This is a genomic window from Brevundimonas sp. KH_058 (assembly GCF_057838505.1).
Genome location: NZ_CM174469.1, coordinates 2449561 through 2464058 on the forward strand (window position 1 = coordinate 2449561; position 14498 = coordinate 2464058).

Genomic DNA, 14498 nt, shown 5'->3' on the forward strand with positions numbered 1-14498 from the left:
CGTTGATCCGAGTAGAAATAAGACCGCGCCTTGGGGGCTAACGCTGCCGCCGCGCCCAACCTGCTAGGACGTAGAAAATCCACGCGGTGGCGACAGCTCCTGCCATGAAAGCCAAGGCCCACAAGGGATTGCCGTCACCATCTTCAGGGAGGAGCAATCTGGTTGCGAAAATCAAAAGTCCAAGAAGGGCGGCCATGCAGGCAAAGCCGCTCGCCAAGGTGAGTATTGCCGCAGAACCTCTCATCCACCGCCACGATAATCGTAGCTTCAGCCTCGATGATTCGTCGTGGTGGTTTGGTGCTGACATGTCGCCTCCGTCAGACGATTTCTAGCAAGCTAGAACACTGACGCAATCAATGCGTGACAGATCTTAAGCATACCCCGGCGCGAACGCTCCCGCCCAGACGCCATAACGGTTCAGGGACAGGTCGTGCGCGTCGATCTCGGGCGACCGGCCGTCGATCATGTCGGCCAGGACGCGAGCCGAGCCGCAGGCCATGGTCCAGCCCAAGGTGCCGTGGCCGGTGTTCAGATAGAGGCCGGGGATCTTGGTCGCGCCGATGACGGGCGTGCCGTCCGGCGTCATCGGACGCAGGCCGGACCAATAGCTGGCGCCCGCCAGGTCGCCGCCGCCGGGGAACAGGCTGCCGACCGAATGAGCCAAGGTCTCACGGCGCAGGGCGGGCAGGGTGTTGTTGTAGCCCGAGAGCTCGGCCATGCCGCCGACGCGAATGCGGTCGCCCAAGCGGGTGATCGCCACCTTGTAGCTTTCGTCCATGACGGTGGAGACCGGCGCGCGGTCGGCGTCCAGGATCCGGGCCGTGATCGAATAGCCCTTTACCGGATAGACGGGCAGATTCAGGCCCAAAGGCTTGGCCATCATCGGCGAATTGGAACCCAGCGCCAGCACGACCAGATCGGCGGACATCGCCCCCTTGCTGGTCAGGGCGCCGGTCGCGCGACCGTCCGCGGTCGTGATGGCGTGGATTTCGGTCTCGTGATGGAAGACCACGCTCCGCTCCGCCGCCAGCTTCGCCAGGGCGTTTGTGAACAGGAAACAGTCGCCGGTCTCGTCATGCGGCAGGCGCAGCCCTCCGACGAAATCGACATCGGAGGCGGCGAGGCCCGGCTCGGCGGCGATGCAGCCGGCGCGGTCCAGAACCTCGCACGGGACGCCTGCGGCCTTCAACACATCCACGTCCTTGTGCACGTCGGCCAACTGTTTTTCGGTGCGGAACAGTTGCAGCGTGCCCTGCTGGCGACCGTCATAGGCGATGCCGGTGTCGCGGCGCAGCAGGTCCAGCTGGTCGCGGCTGTATTCGGCCAGACGCACCATGCGGCTCTTGTTCAGCGCATAGCGGTCGTGGGTGCAGTTGCGCAGCATGGCGACGGTCCAGCGCACCATGGCCATGTCCAGCCGGGGCCGCACGATCAGCGGGGCGTGGCGCATCAACAGCCATTTCATCGCCTTGACCGGGATCGACGGCGCGGCCCAGGGGGCGGAATAGCCTGGCGAAACCTGACCGGCGTTGGCGAAGCTGGTTTCCAGCGCCGGACCCGCCTGGCGATCCACCACCGTCACCTCATGCCCCGCCTGGCTGAGATACCAGGCGGTGGTGACGCCGATGACGCCGGAACCCAGAACCAGAACCTGCATGTGACGCTTCCGAACCGTGTTGATCGTCAGCGAAGTTACCCTCGCATCGGTCGATGATCCTGCCTGTTTGCGCAACGATCTGCGGCTGGTAGATATGCGACGCAATAATCTGCGGTCGAAAGGTGGAAACTTGTGGCCCTGCTTGATCCCATCGACCAGCGCATTCTCCAACGCCTTCGCGCTGATGGCCGCGTGAGCAATGCAGACTTGGCCTCTGCGGTCGGTCTGTCGCCCTCTGCCTGCCTGCGCCGGGTGCGACGGCTTGAGGAGCGCGGCGTGATCCGGGGCTATGCCGCCGTCCTGGCCAATGACGCCGACGACGGGGTGGTGGCCTATGTGGAGATCACGCTGGAGAAACAGACCGACGACCATATGCGCCGTTTCGAGGCGGCGGTGCGCAACCACCCCGAGATCCGCGACTGCTATCTGATGGCGGGCGAGGCGGACTATATCGTGCGGGCTGTGGCGCCCGACATCGCGGCCTATGAGGTGATCCACAAGGACGTGCTGTCGCGCCTGCCGGGGGTGTCGCGCATCCACTCCAGCCTGGCGATCCGAAACGTTCTGGCGGCGCGCGGCTGAACCCTCGGCGTCGTGCGGTGTTCAGACGACATGAATATCACCGAACTGTTGCCCTCCGCTCTCATCGGCGCCGTCGCCAGCGCCCGATCCATGACCCCGATGGCCGCCATCGCGGCGGCCGAGTTGGCGCACAAGCCGACGCCGGGGCGGGTCTTCCTGCTGAACCAGCCGCTGTTCAAGTTCGGGGCCTTGTTGATGGGCGTTGGCGAGCTATTCGGCGACAAGATGAAGTCGGCGCCGGATCGCACGGTCTTCCTGGGCCTGCTGGCGCGGGTGATGAGCGCCGGCATCGCGGGATCGGCCCTGGCGCCGCGTGGCAAGGAGAAGCTGGGCGCCGGCGTCGCCGTCGCGACCGCCGTGCCGCTGGCCTATCTGACGCTGGCCGGTCGCAAGAAGGCCATGGCCCGCATCGGCCAGACCCGCAGCGGTCTGATCGAGGACGCCGTGATCGTCGGGGCGGGCGCGCTGGTCGTCGGCCTGACGGTCGCGCGGTTCAGCCGCCGCTAAGCGCTCGACAGGCGAGGAACTGGCGGCGATAGGTGCGACAGCATCTCCAGAGGAACCCGTCATGATCACCCGTATCCAACCCGGCGCCCGCATGAGCGAAGCCGTCATTCACGGCGACACCATCTATCTGGCCGGCCAAGTCGGGGAGCCCGGCGACGACGTGATCGCCCAGACGAAGACGGCTCTGGCCGAGGTCGAGGCCTTGCTGGCGGAGGCCGGTAGCGACAAGTCGAAAATCCTGATGGCCCAGATCTGGCTGGCCGACATCGGCGATTTCGACGCGATGAACAGCGTCTGGGACGCCTGGGTCGATACCGCCAATCCGCCCGCCCGCGCCACAGGCGAAAGCCGACTGGCGTCGCCGGACTATCTGGTCGAAGTCATCGTCATCGCCGCCAAGGGCTGATCCCTGCGGCTAAGCGGTTGACCGGGCGGTATGCAGACTGCAAACCGCCAACATGTTGCAGAACCTCGAAACCCTCGCCCGCGAGGCCAAGTCCTGGCCGTTCGAACAAGCCCGCAATCTGCTGGCCCATGTGCTGAAGAAGCGTCTGACCGACGCCGAGCGGGATGCGGCGAAACTGCTGATCGACGCGGGCAAGGCGGATGAAGCTCTGGCGGCTTTTCCCGCCTTGCAGCGTCCGGTGATCCTGGAGACCGGCTATGGCCCGTCGGGCCTGCCGCACATGGGCACCTTCGGCGAGGTCGCCCGCACGACCATGGTGCGCAACGCCTTTCGCGCCCTGACCGGCGACCATTGGCCGACGCGCCTGATCGCCTTCAGCGACGACATGGACGGGCTGCGCAAGGTGCCCGAGGGCATCCCGAACCCGGATATGCTGCGCGAAGACCTGCACCTGTCGCTGACGCGTGTGCGCGACCCGTTCGGCACGCACGACAGTTTCGGGGCGCACAACAATGCTCGGCTGCAGGCCTTCCTGGACGGTTTCGGCTTCGACTACGAGTTCATGAGCTCGACTGAGACCTACAAGTCCGGCCGGTTCGACGCGACGCTGTTGACGCTGCTGGAGCGGTTCGACGCGGTCATGGCCATCATGCTGCCGACTCTGGGCGAAGAGCGGCGCGCGACCTATTCGCCCTTCCTTCCGGTCAGCCCCATCACCGGCCATGTGCTTCAGGTGCCGACGCTGGCGCGCGATGTCGAGAAGGGGACGATCACCTTCGAAGACCCCGCAGGTGAGCCGGGTAACCGCACCGAGGTTCCGGTCACCGGCGGCCATGTGAAGCTGCAATGGAAGCCCGACTGGGCCATGCGCTGGGTCGCACTGGACGTCGATTACGAGATGTCGGGCAAGGACCTGATCGAAAGCGTGCGTGAAAGCTCCAAGGTCTGCCGCGCCCTGGGCGGCACACCGCCGGAAGGCTTCAACTACGAGCTCTTCCTCGACATCGAGGGCAAGAAGATCTCCAAGTCCAAGGGCAACGGCCTGACGATGGACGAGTGGCTGCGCTACGGCACGCCCGAGAGCTTGTCCTGGTACATGTTCCAGTCGCCGAAGTCGGCCAAGAGCCTGCACTTCAACGTCATCCCGCGCGCGATCGACGACTACCTAGCCTTCATCGAAAGCTACAAGACGCAGGAGCCGGCCAAGCGGATCGACAACGCCGTCTGGTCGATCCATGCGGGCGATCCGCCGACCCACACGTCGCCGGTGTCGTTCGCCCTGCTTCTGAACCTGGTCGGCGTGGCCAACGCCTCGACCAAGGACCAGCTATGGGCCTATTTCGCCAAATACCTGCCCGAGGCGACGCCGCAGAACGAGCCGCTGCTAGATCGGCTGATGGGGTCGGCGCTGAATTATTACGAGGACTTCGTGAAGCCCTCGAAGTCGTATCGCCTGCCGGACGACAAGGAGAAGACAGCGCTGCTGGACCTCGCTGGGCGGCTTAGGGCCCTGCCGTCGGACACGACCGATGGCGAGCTGATCCAGAACGAGGTCTATGCGGTGGGCAAGACGCATGAGTTCGAGCCGCTGCGAGCCTGGTTCGGGGCGCTTTACGAGGTCTTGCTGGGCGCAAGCCAGGGGCCGCGCTTCGGCTCGTTCGCGGCCATCTATGGCCTGCCGCAGACCATTGAACTGATCGAGGCGGGGGCGAACGGGAAACTGGCGCAACCTTGACCTTGCGTCAGGATTGTTAACCCGAACGCTTTTGGATGGGCGCGTAGCCGGGGAGGCGACGTTGCATTACGAGATCGAAGAGCAGACGCGGATCCTGTGGCTGGACCTGGTCTCCGCCGGATCGGCCGACAAGGTGCTGGAGGCGACGGTTGGCCTGGTCACCGAGCGACCGGACCTGTGCGCATGGGACTGGATCGTCGAATGCGAGCCCATGACCGACGATGCCACTGTCCAGCATCTGGCGAAATTGGCGCAGGCTTGGGGAACGCCGCCCGAGGTGGAGGCGGTGACGGTCTTCGTCACCCAGGATCGGTTGCTGCATCTGTGGGCGCGCGTGCTGGACTTTCAATTCGCAAGGCGCAAACACCTGATCGAGCGGGACACGAATGCGGCGCGTCGGTTGATCGAGCGACGCAGAAGCGCACGCGCGCAAACATGAACCGAAAATAACGGCGAAGCTCCGGGAGCCTTCAGGTTCGTCCAGGCATTCTCTTCTCATCGGCAAACGCGCTGACAGGAGAAGAGTTATGTCGAACAAGATTTTCAAGACCGGTCTGGCTACGGCTGCTGCTCTGGCCGCCATGGTGACGGCCGCACCGATGGCCGCCCAGGCTCAAGCCAATGGCGTGACCAACTGCGACGCCCCCGGTGGTCGCCAGCGTGCGGGCGCCCTGATCGGCGCCGTCGTCGGCGGCGTGGTGGGTTCCAACCTGGCGCGTAACGAGCGCACCGCCGGCACCATCGTCGGTGCGGGCGCTGGCGCCGCGGCCGGTTCATACATCGGCTGTAACCAGCAGCGGACGCGTGCCGCGGCCACGTCGAACGGCTCGCAATATCGCGCCTCGTCCAACCTGCGTATCCGCAGCGGTCCCGGCACCAACTATCGCCAGGCGGGCACCCTGTCGGCAGGCCAGCCCTTCACCGCCATCGGTTCGCAAGGCGAGTGGGTTCAGATCGCCGGCGGCGGTTGGGTGAACGCCAACTACGTCTCGGCCAACTAGTCTCTTTACCCAAGATCATCGAAAGCCCCGTCCGGTTCGCCGGGCGGGGCTTTCTGCTGGCGCTTACTGACTGACCCACAGGATGCGGGCCATCCATTCGATTTCGCGACGCGGCACGACGCGGGGCGGATATTCCGGATTGATGGAGGACAGGGTGACCGCACGGCTGGTCAGGCTGGTCACCTCCTTGGCGACGGTCTCGCCGGTCGTCAGCCGGGCCACAACCCGGTCGCCGCGTCGTACGCGCGTCGCGTCTTGATCGACGATGACCCGGTCGCCCTCGCGATAGAGCGGCGACATGGAATCGCCGGTGATCTTCAGACTGAACAGGGTGTCCTTGGCGCGAGGCAGCTCGGTCTGGTCCCAGCCTTCCCCCATCGGCAGGCCGGCATCGTCGAAAAAGCCGTCCTGTCCCGCCTTGGCCAAACCGAGAAGCGGCACGGTGGTGGGTCTATCCGGTGCATCATCGGCCAGGATCGCGAAGTCGGAGAGCGACACCCCGGTCGCCTGGAGCACCAGGGTCATGCTTTCGGTCGATGGCCAGCGCGGACGCGGTGGATCGCCCGGACCAAAACGTTTGGAGGGGTTGAAGCTGGTGGCGTCCAGACCGGCGCGGCGGGCTAATCCTGACGGCGTCAGGCCTTCACGTCGCGCCAGGTTGTCGACAGCCTTCCACAGTTTGGCGTGCGATAGCGGCATGGCGTTCCGGCGACCGATTCGTCCACAGGATACGATGGGAAGTTAGGAATTTCTACCTATTCATCGCAGCGGCTCGGCGTTCCTGCCAAGCGTAGAATGTGCCGATGATGATGCAGATGATGATCAGATAGCCGATCAGATTCACGACTGTATAGAGCGATCCCACCATGATCGGTTGTCCGGTAAGGATCATGATGTGCGACATGACCGCAATCAGTTGTAGGCCGCTGGCCCATACCGGCCAAGATTGGCGATACCGCCAGCTTATGCCGATGAAGACGATCAAGAGCGCCAGATCGATAAGGAACATTCCCACGGGAACGCCGCGAAATCCGTTGTTTTCCTGCATGACGATGGTCGCAAACCAGGCGAACAGGTAGGCGCCTGCGCCCATGCGTTCGGCTGAGCCCCCCTTAAGAAAGGCAAACAGCGCCATGCCGACCATGAAGACCGCGCCAATGATCGCGTAAGCGATATTGAGCATGACAAATCGCCCCCGCGCAGGAATGCGCAGGGGCGATAATGACCGAAGTCAGGTCAAACTGAAATCTCGGTAAGCCAAGCTTACCAAGAATTCACGCGACGCGGTGCAGGTGGGTCGGCGTGAGAGCGGACTTGGGGTCCAGCCAATCGTCCGGCTTCGCCACGGGACCAGCGGCATAGGTGCCGTAACCGAGGCGGCGGTGGTCTTTTTGCAGTTCGGCGTGGCAGGCCACGATGGACTCGCGCGCGGCCGACAGGGCGGCGATCGTTTCCATGGCCTTGGCCTGGGCGACCGTGCCGCTGACCGGCGACAGCGACAGGGCGGCGCGGGCGCCGATGAAGGATTGAACCAGCGTCGTCGCCTGAGTGATCGCGGCGTCGATCGCGAGTTCGGTAGCATGCAGATCGCCAGCAACGCTGGTGACGACTTCAGTGCGGTCCATGAAAGCCCCTCAGATAAGGTTACGAGAGACTTATGGTTATCACGTTTTAACCATGGTTGGTAGAGATATTTTCATAGGTGCGGCAATCGCGCGTTGAAGCGCCGCCATAAGGATGGCGGTGAAGTTCAACATCTGCGGGAATCTCGGCCGAATCGGAGCCGAAGCCGGCGGCGCCTAGCTCTGGTTGTCCAGCAGGAAGTGAGCCGTCAGGGATGCGATTGGCTGTGCACGTTCTTCCTGCCAGGCCTCGGCCTGAACATGGGCGACGCGGCGGCCGGCGCGGCTGATGCGGGCGCGGGCGAAGACGTCGATGGGCCGGCCGGTGCGCAGATAGGCGACCGTCACATTGATCGGGCGCGGCAGGCGAGGGCTGGGGAAAATGATCGCCACCTGGGCCATGGCGGTCATTTCCAGCAGGGCGGCCGTCGATCCGCCGTGCAGGGCGGGCAGCATGGGATTACCGATCAGCTTATCTGCAAACGGCATGATCACCGTGATCTCGTCGCCGCTGACCAGGGTCTGAAGACCCAGGAAGCGGGCATAGGGCATGCGGTTCAGGATGTCGGTCATGCTGCGGCTCGCGTCGAACGCTCGCGGGTCTGGTTGAGGATATAGGCGGACTGGGCCGCCGCGACGGGATCGGACGGATCGTCCTCGAACGCCCAGGCGCGCACGAAGGCGATGGTCGGCGTCAGGCGGTAGCAGAGCCCCTGGGCCAGAAGATCCTGACGCGGTCGCGCCGCACGCATGTAATCCACACGCAAATCCAGGGTGGCGATGGGCTGGAAGGTGTCGAGCGCCGTCCAGACCGCCAGGCCGCCAATGTGGTCGAGCAGGGTGGTGACGAGGCCGCCGGCGAAGACGCCGCTGTCGGGATCGCCTACCAGATCTTCCCGCCATGGCACGCGGATGCGCGGCTCCCCGTCATGCAATCCATCGAAGGCGAAACCCAGGGCGCCAGTGTGGGCGGCGCCGGCGGCCAGTTGCGGCAGGATGGTGGTCAGGAAGCTCTCTTGCATCGTGCGGACTGGACCTTCTGGCGCCGATTTTCTGGACATCTTGTATGAGGCGGCGACCTGACGGCGTCGAGAGCGTTACCGCAACATGATCCGCCCCGAAGACCTGCTGCATCCGACGCCTGCCGGCCTCTATTGTCCGCCGGGGGACTTCTATGTCGATCCGGTGCGGCCGGTGGATCGCGCCGTCATCACGCATGGCCATGCCGATCATGCACGCGCCGGGCATGGCGCAGTCTTGGCCACGCGCCAGACCCTGGCGATCATGGCCGAGCGTTACGGCGCCGATTTCACGGGCAAGCCGCAGTCGGTGGAATATGGCGAGGCGACCGCGATCAACGGCGTGGATCTGCGGCTGGTCCCGGCGGGTCACGTCCTGGGGTCTGCCCAGGTCGAGGTGCGATGGAAGGGACTGACCATGGTGGTGTCGGGCGATTACAAGCGTCGCCGCGACCCGACCTGCGCGCCATTCGAGCCCGTGCCGTGCCACGTCTTCATCTCCGAGGCGACGTTCGGCCTGCCCGTCTTCAGTCACCCTCCGGCCGAGGAGGAGGTCGGGCGGCTGGTGCGGTCATTGGGTCAGTTCCCCGAGCGGGCGCATCTGGTCGGGGCCTATGCGCTGGGCAAGGCGCAACGGATCATTCGGCTGCTGCGCGAGGCGGGCTGGGATCGCACCATCTATGTCCACGGCGCGATGGAGCGGCTGAACGCCCTGTACGAACGCGAGGGCGTCGATCTGGGGCCGCTGGCGCCGACGCGGGATCTACCCAAGAATGCGCTGGGGGGAGAGGTCGCCATCGCCCCGCCGTCCGCCATTCAGGATCGCTGGGCGCGGCGGTTCGCCGATCCGGTGACGGCCTTCGCCTCGGGCTGGATGGGGGTGAAGGCGCGGGCGCGGCAGCGGGGTGTGGAGTTGCCGCTGGTCGTGTCGGATCATGCCGACTGGAATGAGCTGACGGCGACTTTCACCGAGCTGAAGCCCGAGGAAATCTGGATCACCCATGGCCGGGAGGAGGGCCTGCTTCGATGGGCCGAGATCAACGGCCAGAAGGCGCGGGCGCTGCGTCTGGTCGGTTATGACGAAGAGGACGAGGAGGCGCTGGACGTTCGCCCGGACTGAGGATCAGGCGGCTGACCGGTCGCCTTCGTCTTCAGAGAGCCGGTCGGCGTCGCCGGCCTCTTCCTGCGCCGCCGAAAGGGCGGCGTTCATCGCCATGCGCAGGCGTTCGGGCTTGATCTGTTTCTCGACGACGGCCGCCATGCCGATGGAAAGATAGTGTTTGGCGTCTTCCGGGTCGGCGTTGGCGGTCAGGGCCACGATGGGCACGCGGCCGACGGCGCCGGGCAGGGCGCGGATCGCCTGTGTCGCCTGAACGCCGTCCATGCGCGGCATCTTGATGTCCATCAGGATCAGGTCGTAGCGGCTTTCCTGAACGGCCTGAAGCGCCTCAAGGCCATCCTCGGCCAGTTCGGAACTGCACCCGAACATCTCGCACAGGGCCTGGGCCACGACGCGGTTGGTGGCGTTGTCGTCGACGATCAGAATGTGGGGGGCCGACTTAAGGTCCAGCCCGGACAGGTCGGACACGTTCGATTGAACTTCGACCTCCACGGCCGCACGCGGTGCAGTCAGATCGAAGGCGAAGGTGGCGCCGCGACCCTTGTTGTTTTCGGCCCAAATTCGGCCGCCCATGCGGTCGATCACTTGGCGGCAGATCGACAGGCCCAGGCCTGCCCCGTCGGGGCCGGAGCCGTGAACGAAGGGTTCGAAGATCGAGTCGACGCGGTCGGTGTCGATGCCGGGCCCGTCGTCGCGGATTCGGGCCTCCATATGGATGCTCTCGCCCTCCACCCAAGCCTTCAGGCCCGCCTCGACGACGCCGTTGCGGGCGAACTTGAGGGCGTTGCCGACCAGATTGTTGAACACCTGTTTCAGACGCGTGCCATCGATCACGGCGGCCAGCTCGGTGTCTCCTTCGTAACCGACCAACAGGGTGACGCCGTCCTGAGAGGCGCGCGGCTCCCACATCGACTGGATGTCGTCCATTACGGCCCGCAGAGCGGTGGGGGTGCTGTTCAGCTCCAGCTCGCCGGCTTCGGCCTTGGACAGGTCGACGGCGTCCTGAAGAATGCGCAGCAGGGTTTCCGACGAGTCCATGATCGTCTGGACGTGCGCCTGAGCCGCCGCGTTCAGCGGCTGGCGACGCAGCAGTTCGGCGACCGCCAGCACGCCGTTCATCGGCGTTCGCAGCTCGTGGCTCATGATGGCCAAGAACTGGCTCTTGGCGCGGGCGGCGGCGATGGCCTGGGCGCGTGTGTCGCTGAGGATCGTGGCCTGTTCGGCCAGCTCCTCGTTCTGTTCGCGCTGGCGCGTATTGACGGCCTGCAGCAGCGTCGCGGCCGTGCCGACGCCCAGATAGGCGCCGTTGTGCGTGACGATGAAGCCGCGCAGCAGGGCGGCCGGGCCGCCCTTCAGCATGATGTCGCAGAAGGCGTCGATGCGAACGCCGGCCTCGACCACGGCCGGCTCGGGATCCATGGCGAAGGTTATGGGGCGCAGGTCGTAGAGGGCGTGGCCAAAACGGGCTGCGATCTTTTGGAGGAAGGCGGTGCGTTCGACCAGCCCGACCGGACGATTTCCATCGACAACGGGGATGACGAGCGTGTCCGGCTCGCGTTCGAAACGCGCCAGCACCTCGCACCCGAGCGTCGTCGGAGCCACCGGCTTGGGACGCTCGGAAAGGGTCTCGATGGTCGGCATACTGCCTGGAACTCCTACTCGTTGGGACTAAAGCCCAAAATCGCTTGCGGATTGGTTAAGCTGGCGCAGCGTGATGCAAATCGATGCAAAGGGTGATTTTGCGCCGCATCCGGGTCTGGTGTATGAGGCCCGCCTGACCCATCTGGGTTCCCATCCCTTTGTGCATGCGCGCGGCCGACCGGCCGACCGCAGATTCGTCATGAGCGTCATCCTGGAAAAGACCCCAACATCGGCTCTCGTCCTGTTCTCCGGCGGGCAGGACAGCGCGACCTGTCTGGCCTGGGCGCTGGAACGGTTCGAGCGGGTGGAGACGGTCGGCTTCGACTATGGCCAGCGCCATCTGGTCGAGATGGAGGCGCGCCAGTCCGTGCGCGCCGGCATAGGCGCGGCCTTGCCTCAATACGCCGACCGGCTGGGCGACGACCATGTGGTGGATCTGACGGGATATGGCCGGATCGCCGAAAGCGCCCTGACCGCCGACCGCAAGATCGAGATGGATGCGCGCGGCCTGCCGACGACCTTCGTGCCGGGACGCAACCTGATCTTCCTGGTTGCGGCGGCGGCCCTGGCGGATCGGCGCGGGCTGGAGGTGCTGGTCGGCGGCATGTGCGAGACGGATTTCTCGGGCTACCCGGATTGCCGCCACGAGACGATGGAGGCGATGGCGCGGGCCCTGTCGCTGGGGCTGGACAAGCCGGTGGTGATCGACACGCCTCTGATGTGGTTGACCAAGGCCCAGACCTGGGAACTGGCCGATACGCTGGGCGGGGCCAAACTGGTCGAGCTGATCGTCGAGGATAGCCATACCTGTTATCGGGGCGACCGGACGCATCGGCATGCGTGGGGCTATGGCTGCGGCGACTGCCCGGCGTGTGAGTTGCGGGCGGCGGGCCATGCGGAATGGGTCGCGAGCCGGTGACCTATTCGGCCAAGGAAGTCTTTCTGACGGTGCAGGGCGAGGGCGGGCAAGCAGGACGGCCTGCGGTCTTCCTGCGTTTCGCCGGGTGCAATCTGTGGAGCGGGCGTGAGCAGGATCGCGCGACGGCCGTCTGCAGCTTCTGCGACACGGACTTCGTCGGTACCGACGGCGGCGGGGGCGGCAAGTTCAGGACGCCGGACCTGATGGCCGACCATGTCGCCTCGATGTGGCGGGGCAGGGCGGGGGATCCGAAACTGGTCGTCTGCACCGGCGGCGAGCCCTTGCTGCAACTGGATGCGCCCTTGGTCGAGGCCCTGCATGCGCGCGGGTTCGAGATCGCCATTGAGTCCAACGGCACCCTGGCGTCGCCCGACGGCATCGACTGGGTCTGCATTAGTCCCAAGGCCGATGCGGATGTCGTCCAGGTCACGGGCCAGGAGCTGAAGCTGGTCTATCCGCAAGCCAAGGCCATGCCGGACCGGTTTGAACATCTCGATTTCGAGCGGTTCTGGCTCCAGCCCATGGATGGCCCCGACCAGGTCGAGAACACCGCCGCCGCCATCGAATACTGCCTGACCCATCCCCAATGGCGCCTGAGCGTCCAGACCCACAAATACATCGGCGTCCGCTAATGCCCGTCTTCGAGATCACCAAACAGGCGACCTTCGACGCCGCTCACCATTTCCCCAACGAGCCTGAAGGCAGCATCTATCGCCGCGTTCACGGCCATTCCTTCACGGTCGAGGCGACGGTGCGGTCTGAGGTGCTGGACGCCGAGCACGGCTGGGTCGCCGACCTGGGCGCGCTGGACCGGGCGCTGAAGGGGGCGGCGGAGACGCTGGATCACGGCATGCTGAACGAACACGAAGGCTTGGAACTGCCCAGCCTGGAGAACCTGTGTCTGTGGTTCGTCAAGACGTTGCAGCCCGACTGGCCGGGCCTGTGCCGGGTTCAGGTCGCCCGGCCGACCGTCAACGAGCGGTGCGTGCTGAGCCTGTAAGCGTCAGCAGCGCTTGCCCTGACGCTGGCGCTGTTCGCAGCGCCGTTGCTCGCGGTCGTAGTCGCGCTGTTCGCGTTCGCGGCGCAGCCTGGTTTCCTCGTCCGAGGTGGTGACGGCGTCGAAGCCGGCGCCGACGACCGCGCCGGTGGCCTTGGCCGTGCCGCCGACGACCGCCGCAGTGCCTCCGACGACGGCGCCGACAAGGCAGCCCTGAAGCATCAGACAACCGCCCAGAACGACGACGATTTGAGATACTGAAACGAGACGATTTCGACGACGCATGAGGACGACTCCAGAGATTTGGAATAGTCGTCGATAATGATGAATGAGGGCTGACTTCAGGCCGTGCGTTGCGGCAGTAGCTTTCGGCGCTGGCGCGAGAGGGCCAGCGGCGTTCCGTCGGCGCCCCAGGCGGCGGCCTCGTCCACGGTCCAGCCCAGACCCAGATCCAGCATCCTGAACTCGAAAAAGGCCCAGCCGTCGGGCGCCGTCTGTGGCGTCGGATCGGTCAGGATATCGATGCGCAGGTCCACGGTCGTCATCGCCGCCGGCGTCTTCGACAGGGTCCAGGCCGGCGGGTAGAGGGCGTCCAGCAGGTAGCAGAGCCCGACCTCGTCCAGCGGCCGGCCGTCCGCCATCCGCATCCAGGTGCGCTCGACCGCCGGCCGGCCTGCATTGCCGCCCAGGATGTTGGGGCCGCCGTCGAACCGATATTCGACGTGCTGCGAGAAATGCGGGGCCATCGGGCCGTGGATGGTCGCCCCGGGGTTCAGGCTGTCCAGCGTCGGGGGCGGCAGGTGCAGGGGCGTAACCGGCGGCGTGGCCCCGTCCAGTCCGTATGTGCCGGTGGCGTGGTGGGTCAGACGACCGTCCTGTTCAGCCTCGACTGCCGCATAGACGACGTGGCGGCCGCCGCGCAGCAGGCGCGGGCGAAAGGCGACCTGATCGCCGAACCTGGCCGCCGACAGGTATTGCACCGACAGGGTGCGCAAGGGCGCGGTCAGGGCCAGCCCCTGGCGCATCGACTGGGCGCACAGGGCCGCCAGCAGGCCGCCGAACGGAAAGCCCTTTTCCGGCGCCATGCCCGACGGACCATTGGAGAAATGACCCGGCACCGGGGCGGACAGGCCGCCGTCGTCCAGAGTCTGAAAGGCCAAAGCGGCGTCGAGGGAAATCGGCAGCGTCATTGCGCAATCCTGCGTCAGGCGAAGAGGCGGCGGAAGACCTGATGAAGATCTCCCGCCGAAGTCGAAGGAACAAGGCGGCGAACCGAGAGGCCCGCACGTCCG

At 65.5% G+C, this 14498-nt stretch carries 20 protein-coding genes; 11 read left to right on the plus strand and 9 right to left on the minus strand.

The window, feature by feature from the left end; translation table 11 throughout:
* Positions 1–104: 104 nt before the first annotated feature.
* Positions 105–332 (plus strand): hypothetical protein, encoded by a 228-nt coding sequence (locus tag AC3ISA_RS12020; RefSeq protein WP_489178063.1) that lies wholly within the window; start codon positions 105–107, stop codon positions 330–332.
* 38 nt (positions 333–370) lie between these two features.
* On the opposite strand, the gene AC3ISA_RS12025 is transcribed toward AC3ISA_RS12020, so the two are convergent.
* Positions 371–1657, minus strand: a complete 1287-nt coding sequence (locus AC3ISA_RS12025; RefSeq protein WP_489178064.1) for a D-amino acid dehydrogenase — start codon at positions 1655–1657, stop codon at positions 371–373.
* Between the two features lie 132 nt (positions 1658–1789).
* Between AC3ISA_RS12025 and AC3ISA_RS12030 the strand changes: the two genes are divergently transcribed.
* The 6 genes from AC3ISA_RS12030 to AC3ISA_RS12055 all read left to right on the plus strand — a co-directional run bounded on the left by AC3ISA_RS12030 (position 1790) and on the right by AC3ISA_RS12055 (position 5888).
* A complete protein-coding gene (locus AC3ISA_RS12030) occupies positions 1790–2239 on the plus strand; it encodes an Lrp/AsnC family transcriptional regulator (protein ID WP_476693358.1) in 450 nt (149 codons plus the stop codon).
* A gap of 30 nt (positions 2240–2269) precedes the next feature.
* Positions 2270–2746 (plus strand): hypothetical protein, encoded by a 477-nt coding sequence (locus tag AC3ISA_RS12035; RefSeq protein WP_489178065.1) that lies wholly within the window; start codon positions 2270–2272, stop codon positions 2744–2746.
* Between the two features lie 61 nt (positions 2747–2807).
* Positions 2808–3152, plus strand: a complete 345-nt coding sequence (locus AC3ISA_RS12040; RefSeq protein ID WP_135195196.1) for a RidA family protein — start codon at positions 2808–2810, stop codon at positions 3150–3152.
* Between the two features lie 52 nt (positions 3153–3204).
* Positions 3205–4887 carry a lysine--tRNA ligase gene (locus tag AC3ISA_RS12045; protein WP_489178066.1) on the plus strand — a complete coding sequence of 561 codons (1683 nt, stop codon included), beginning with the start codon at positions 3205–3207 and terminating at the stop codon, positions 4885–4887.
* Between the two features lie 61 nt (positions 4888–4948).
* Complete coding sequence (locus tag AC3ISA_RS12050; protein WP_489178067.1) at positions 4949–5326, plus strand: hypothetical protein; 378 nt, start codon at positions 4949–4951, stop codon at positions 5324–5326.
* Positions 5327–5414: 88 nt separating this feature from the next.
* The gene (locus AC3ISA_RS12055) at positions 5415–5888 is read left to right on the plus strand and encodes an SH3 domain-containing protein (protein ID WP_372693373.1); all 474 of its coding nucleotides are present in this window, start codon (positions 5415–5417) and stop codon (positions 5886–5888) included.
* Positions 5889–5951: 63 nt separating this feature from the next.
* On the opposite strand, the gene AC3ISA_RS12060 is transcribed toward AC3ISA_RS12055, so the two are convergent.
* The 5 genes from AC3ISA_RS12060 to AC3ISA_RS12080 form a co-directional block, all read right to left on the minus strand.
* Complete coding sequence (locus AC3ISA_RS12060) at positions 5952–6587, minus strand: S24 family peptidase (protein WP_489178068.1); 636 nt, start codon at positions 6585–6587, stop codon at positions 5952–5954.
* 52 nt (positions 6588–6639) lie between these two features.
* Positions 6640–7071 (minus strand): hypothetical protein, encoded by a 432-nt coding sequence (locus tag AC3ISA_RS12065; protein WP_489178069.1) that lies wholly within the window; start codon positions 7069–7071, stop codon positions 6640–6642.
* A gap of 91 nt (positions 7072–7162) precedes the next feature.
* Positions 7163–7513, minus strand: coding sequence for a hypothetical protein (locus AC3ISA_RS12070; protein WP_372693370.1), 351 nt, complete (start codon positions 7511–7513; stop codon positions 7163–7165).
* A 174-nt stretch (positions 7514–7687) separates the two neighbouring features.
* Entirely contained in the window at positions 7688–8083 is a 396-nt protein-coding gene (locus AC3ISA_RS12075; protein ID WP_489178070.1) for a PaaI family thioesterase, read from the minus strand.
* The gene (locus AC3ISA_RS12080; RefSeq protein ID WP_489178071.1) at positions 8080–8532 is read right to left on the minus strand and encodes a PaaI family thioesterase; all 453 of its coding nucleotides are present in this window, start codon (positions 8530–8532) and stop codon (positions 8080–8082) included. The genes AC3ISA_RS12075 and AC3ISA_RS12080 overlap by 4 nt, the downstream gene beginning before the upstream one ends.
* Positions 8533–8617: 85 nt before the next feature.
* Between AC3ISA_RS12080 and AC3ISA_RS12085 the strand changes: the two genes are divergently transcribed.
* Complete coding sequence (locus tag AC3ISA_RS12085; protein ID WP_372694487.1) at positions 8618–9649, plus strand: ligase-associated DNA damage response exonuclease; 1032 nt, start codon at positions 8618–8620, stop codon at positions 9647–9649.
* 3 nt (positions 9650–9652) lie between these two features.
* On the opposite strand, the gene AC3ISA_RS12090 is transcribed toward AC3ISA_RS12085, so the two are convergent.
* Positions 9653–11290: a response regulator gene (locus tag AC3ISA_RS12090; RefSeq protein ID WP_489178072.1), complete on the minus strand. Its 1638-nt coding sequence runs from the start codon at positions 11288–11290 to the stop codon at positions 9653–9655.
* 199 nt (positions 11291–11489) lie between these two features.
* Here AC3ISA_RS12090 and queC point away from each other — a divergent pair, with 199 nt between their 5' ends.
* From queC to AC3ISA_RS12105, 3 genes are read left to right on the plus strand one after another with little or no spacing between them, the layout of a single operon-like run.
* Positions 11490–12209: a 7-cyano-7-deazaguanine synthase QueC gene (gene queC / locus AC3ISA_RS12095; protein ID WP_489180105.1), complete on the plus strand. Its 720-nt coding sequence runs from the start codon at positions 11490–11492 to the stop codon at positions 12207–12209.
* Positions 12206–12841, plus strand: a complete 636-nt coding sequence (gene queE / locus AC3ISA_RS12100; protein ID WP_489180106.1) for a 7-carboxy-7-deazaguanine synthase — start codon at positions 12206–12208, stop codon at positions 12839–12841. The genes queC and queE overlap by 4 nt, the downstream gene beginning before the upstream one ends.
* Complete coding sequence (locus AC3ISA_RS12105; protein WP_372694491.1) at positions 12841–13209, plus strand: 6-pyruvoyl trahydropterin synthase family protein; 369 nt, start codon at positions 12841–12843, stop codon at positions 13207–13209. The genes queE and AC3ISA_RS12105 overlap by 1 nt, the downstream gene beginning before the upstream one ends.
* A 3-nt stretch (positions 13210–13212) precedes the next feature.
* On the opposite strand, the gene AC3ISA_RS12110 is transcribed toward AC3ISA_RS12105, so the two are convergent.
* Positions 13213–13428 (minus strand): hypothetical protein, encoded by a 216-nt coding sequence (locus AC3ISA_RS12110; RefSeq protein WP_489178073.1) that lies wholly within the window; start codon positions 13426–13428, stop codon positions 13213–13215.
* Positions 13429–13547: 119 nt separating this feature from the next.
* Positions 13548–14396, minus strand: coding sequence for a thioesterase family protein (locus tag AC3ISA_RS12115; RefSeq protein WP_489178074.1), 849 nt, complete (start codon positions 14394–14396; stop codon positions 13548–13550).
* Positions 14397–14498 lie beyond the last annotated feature (102 nt).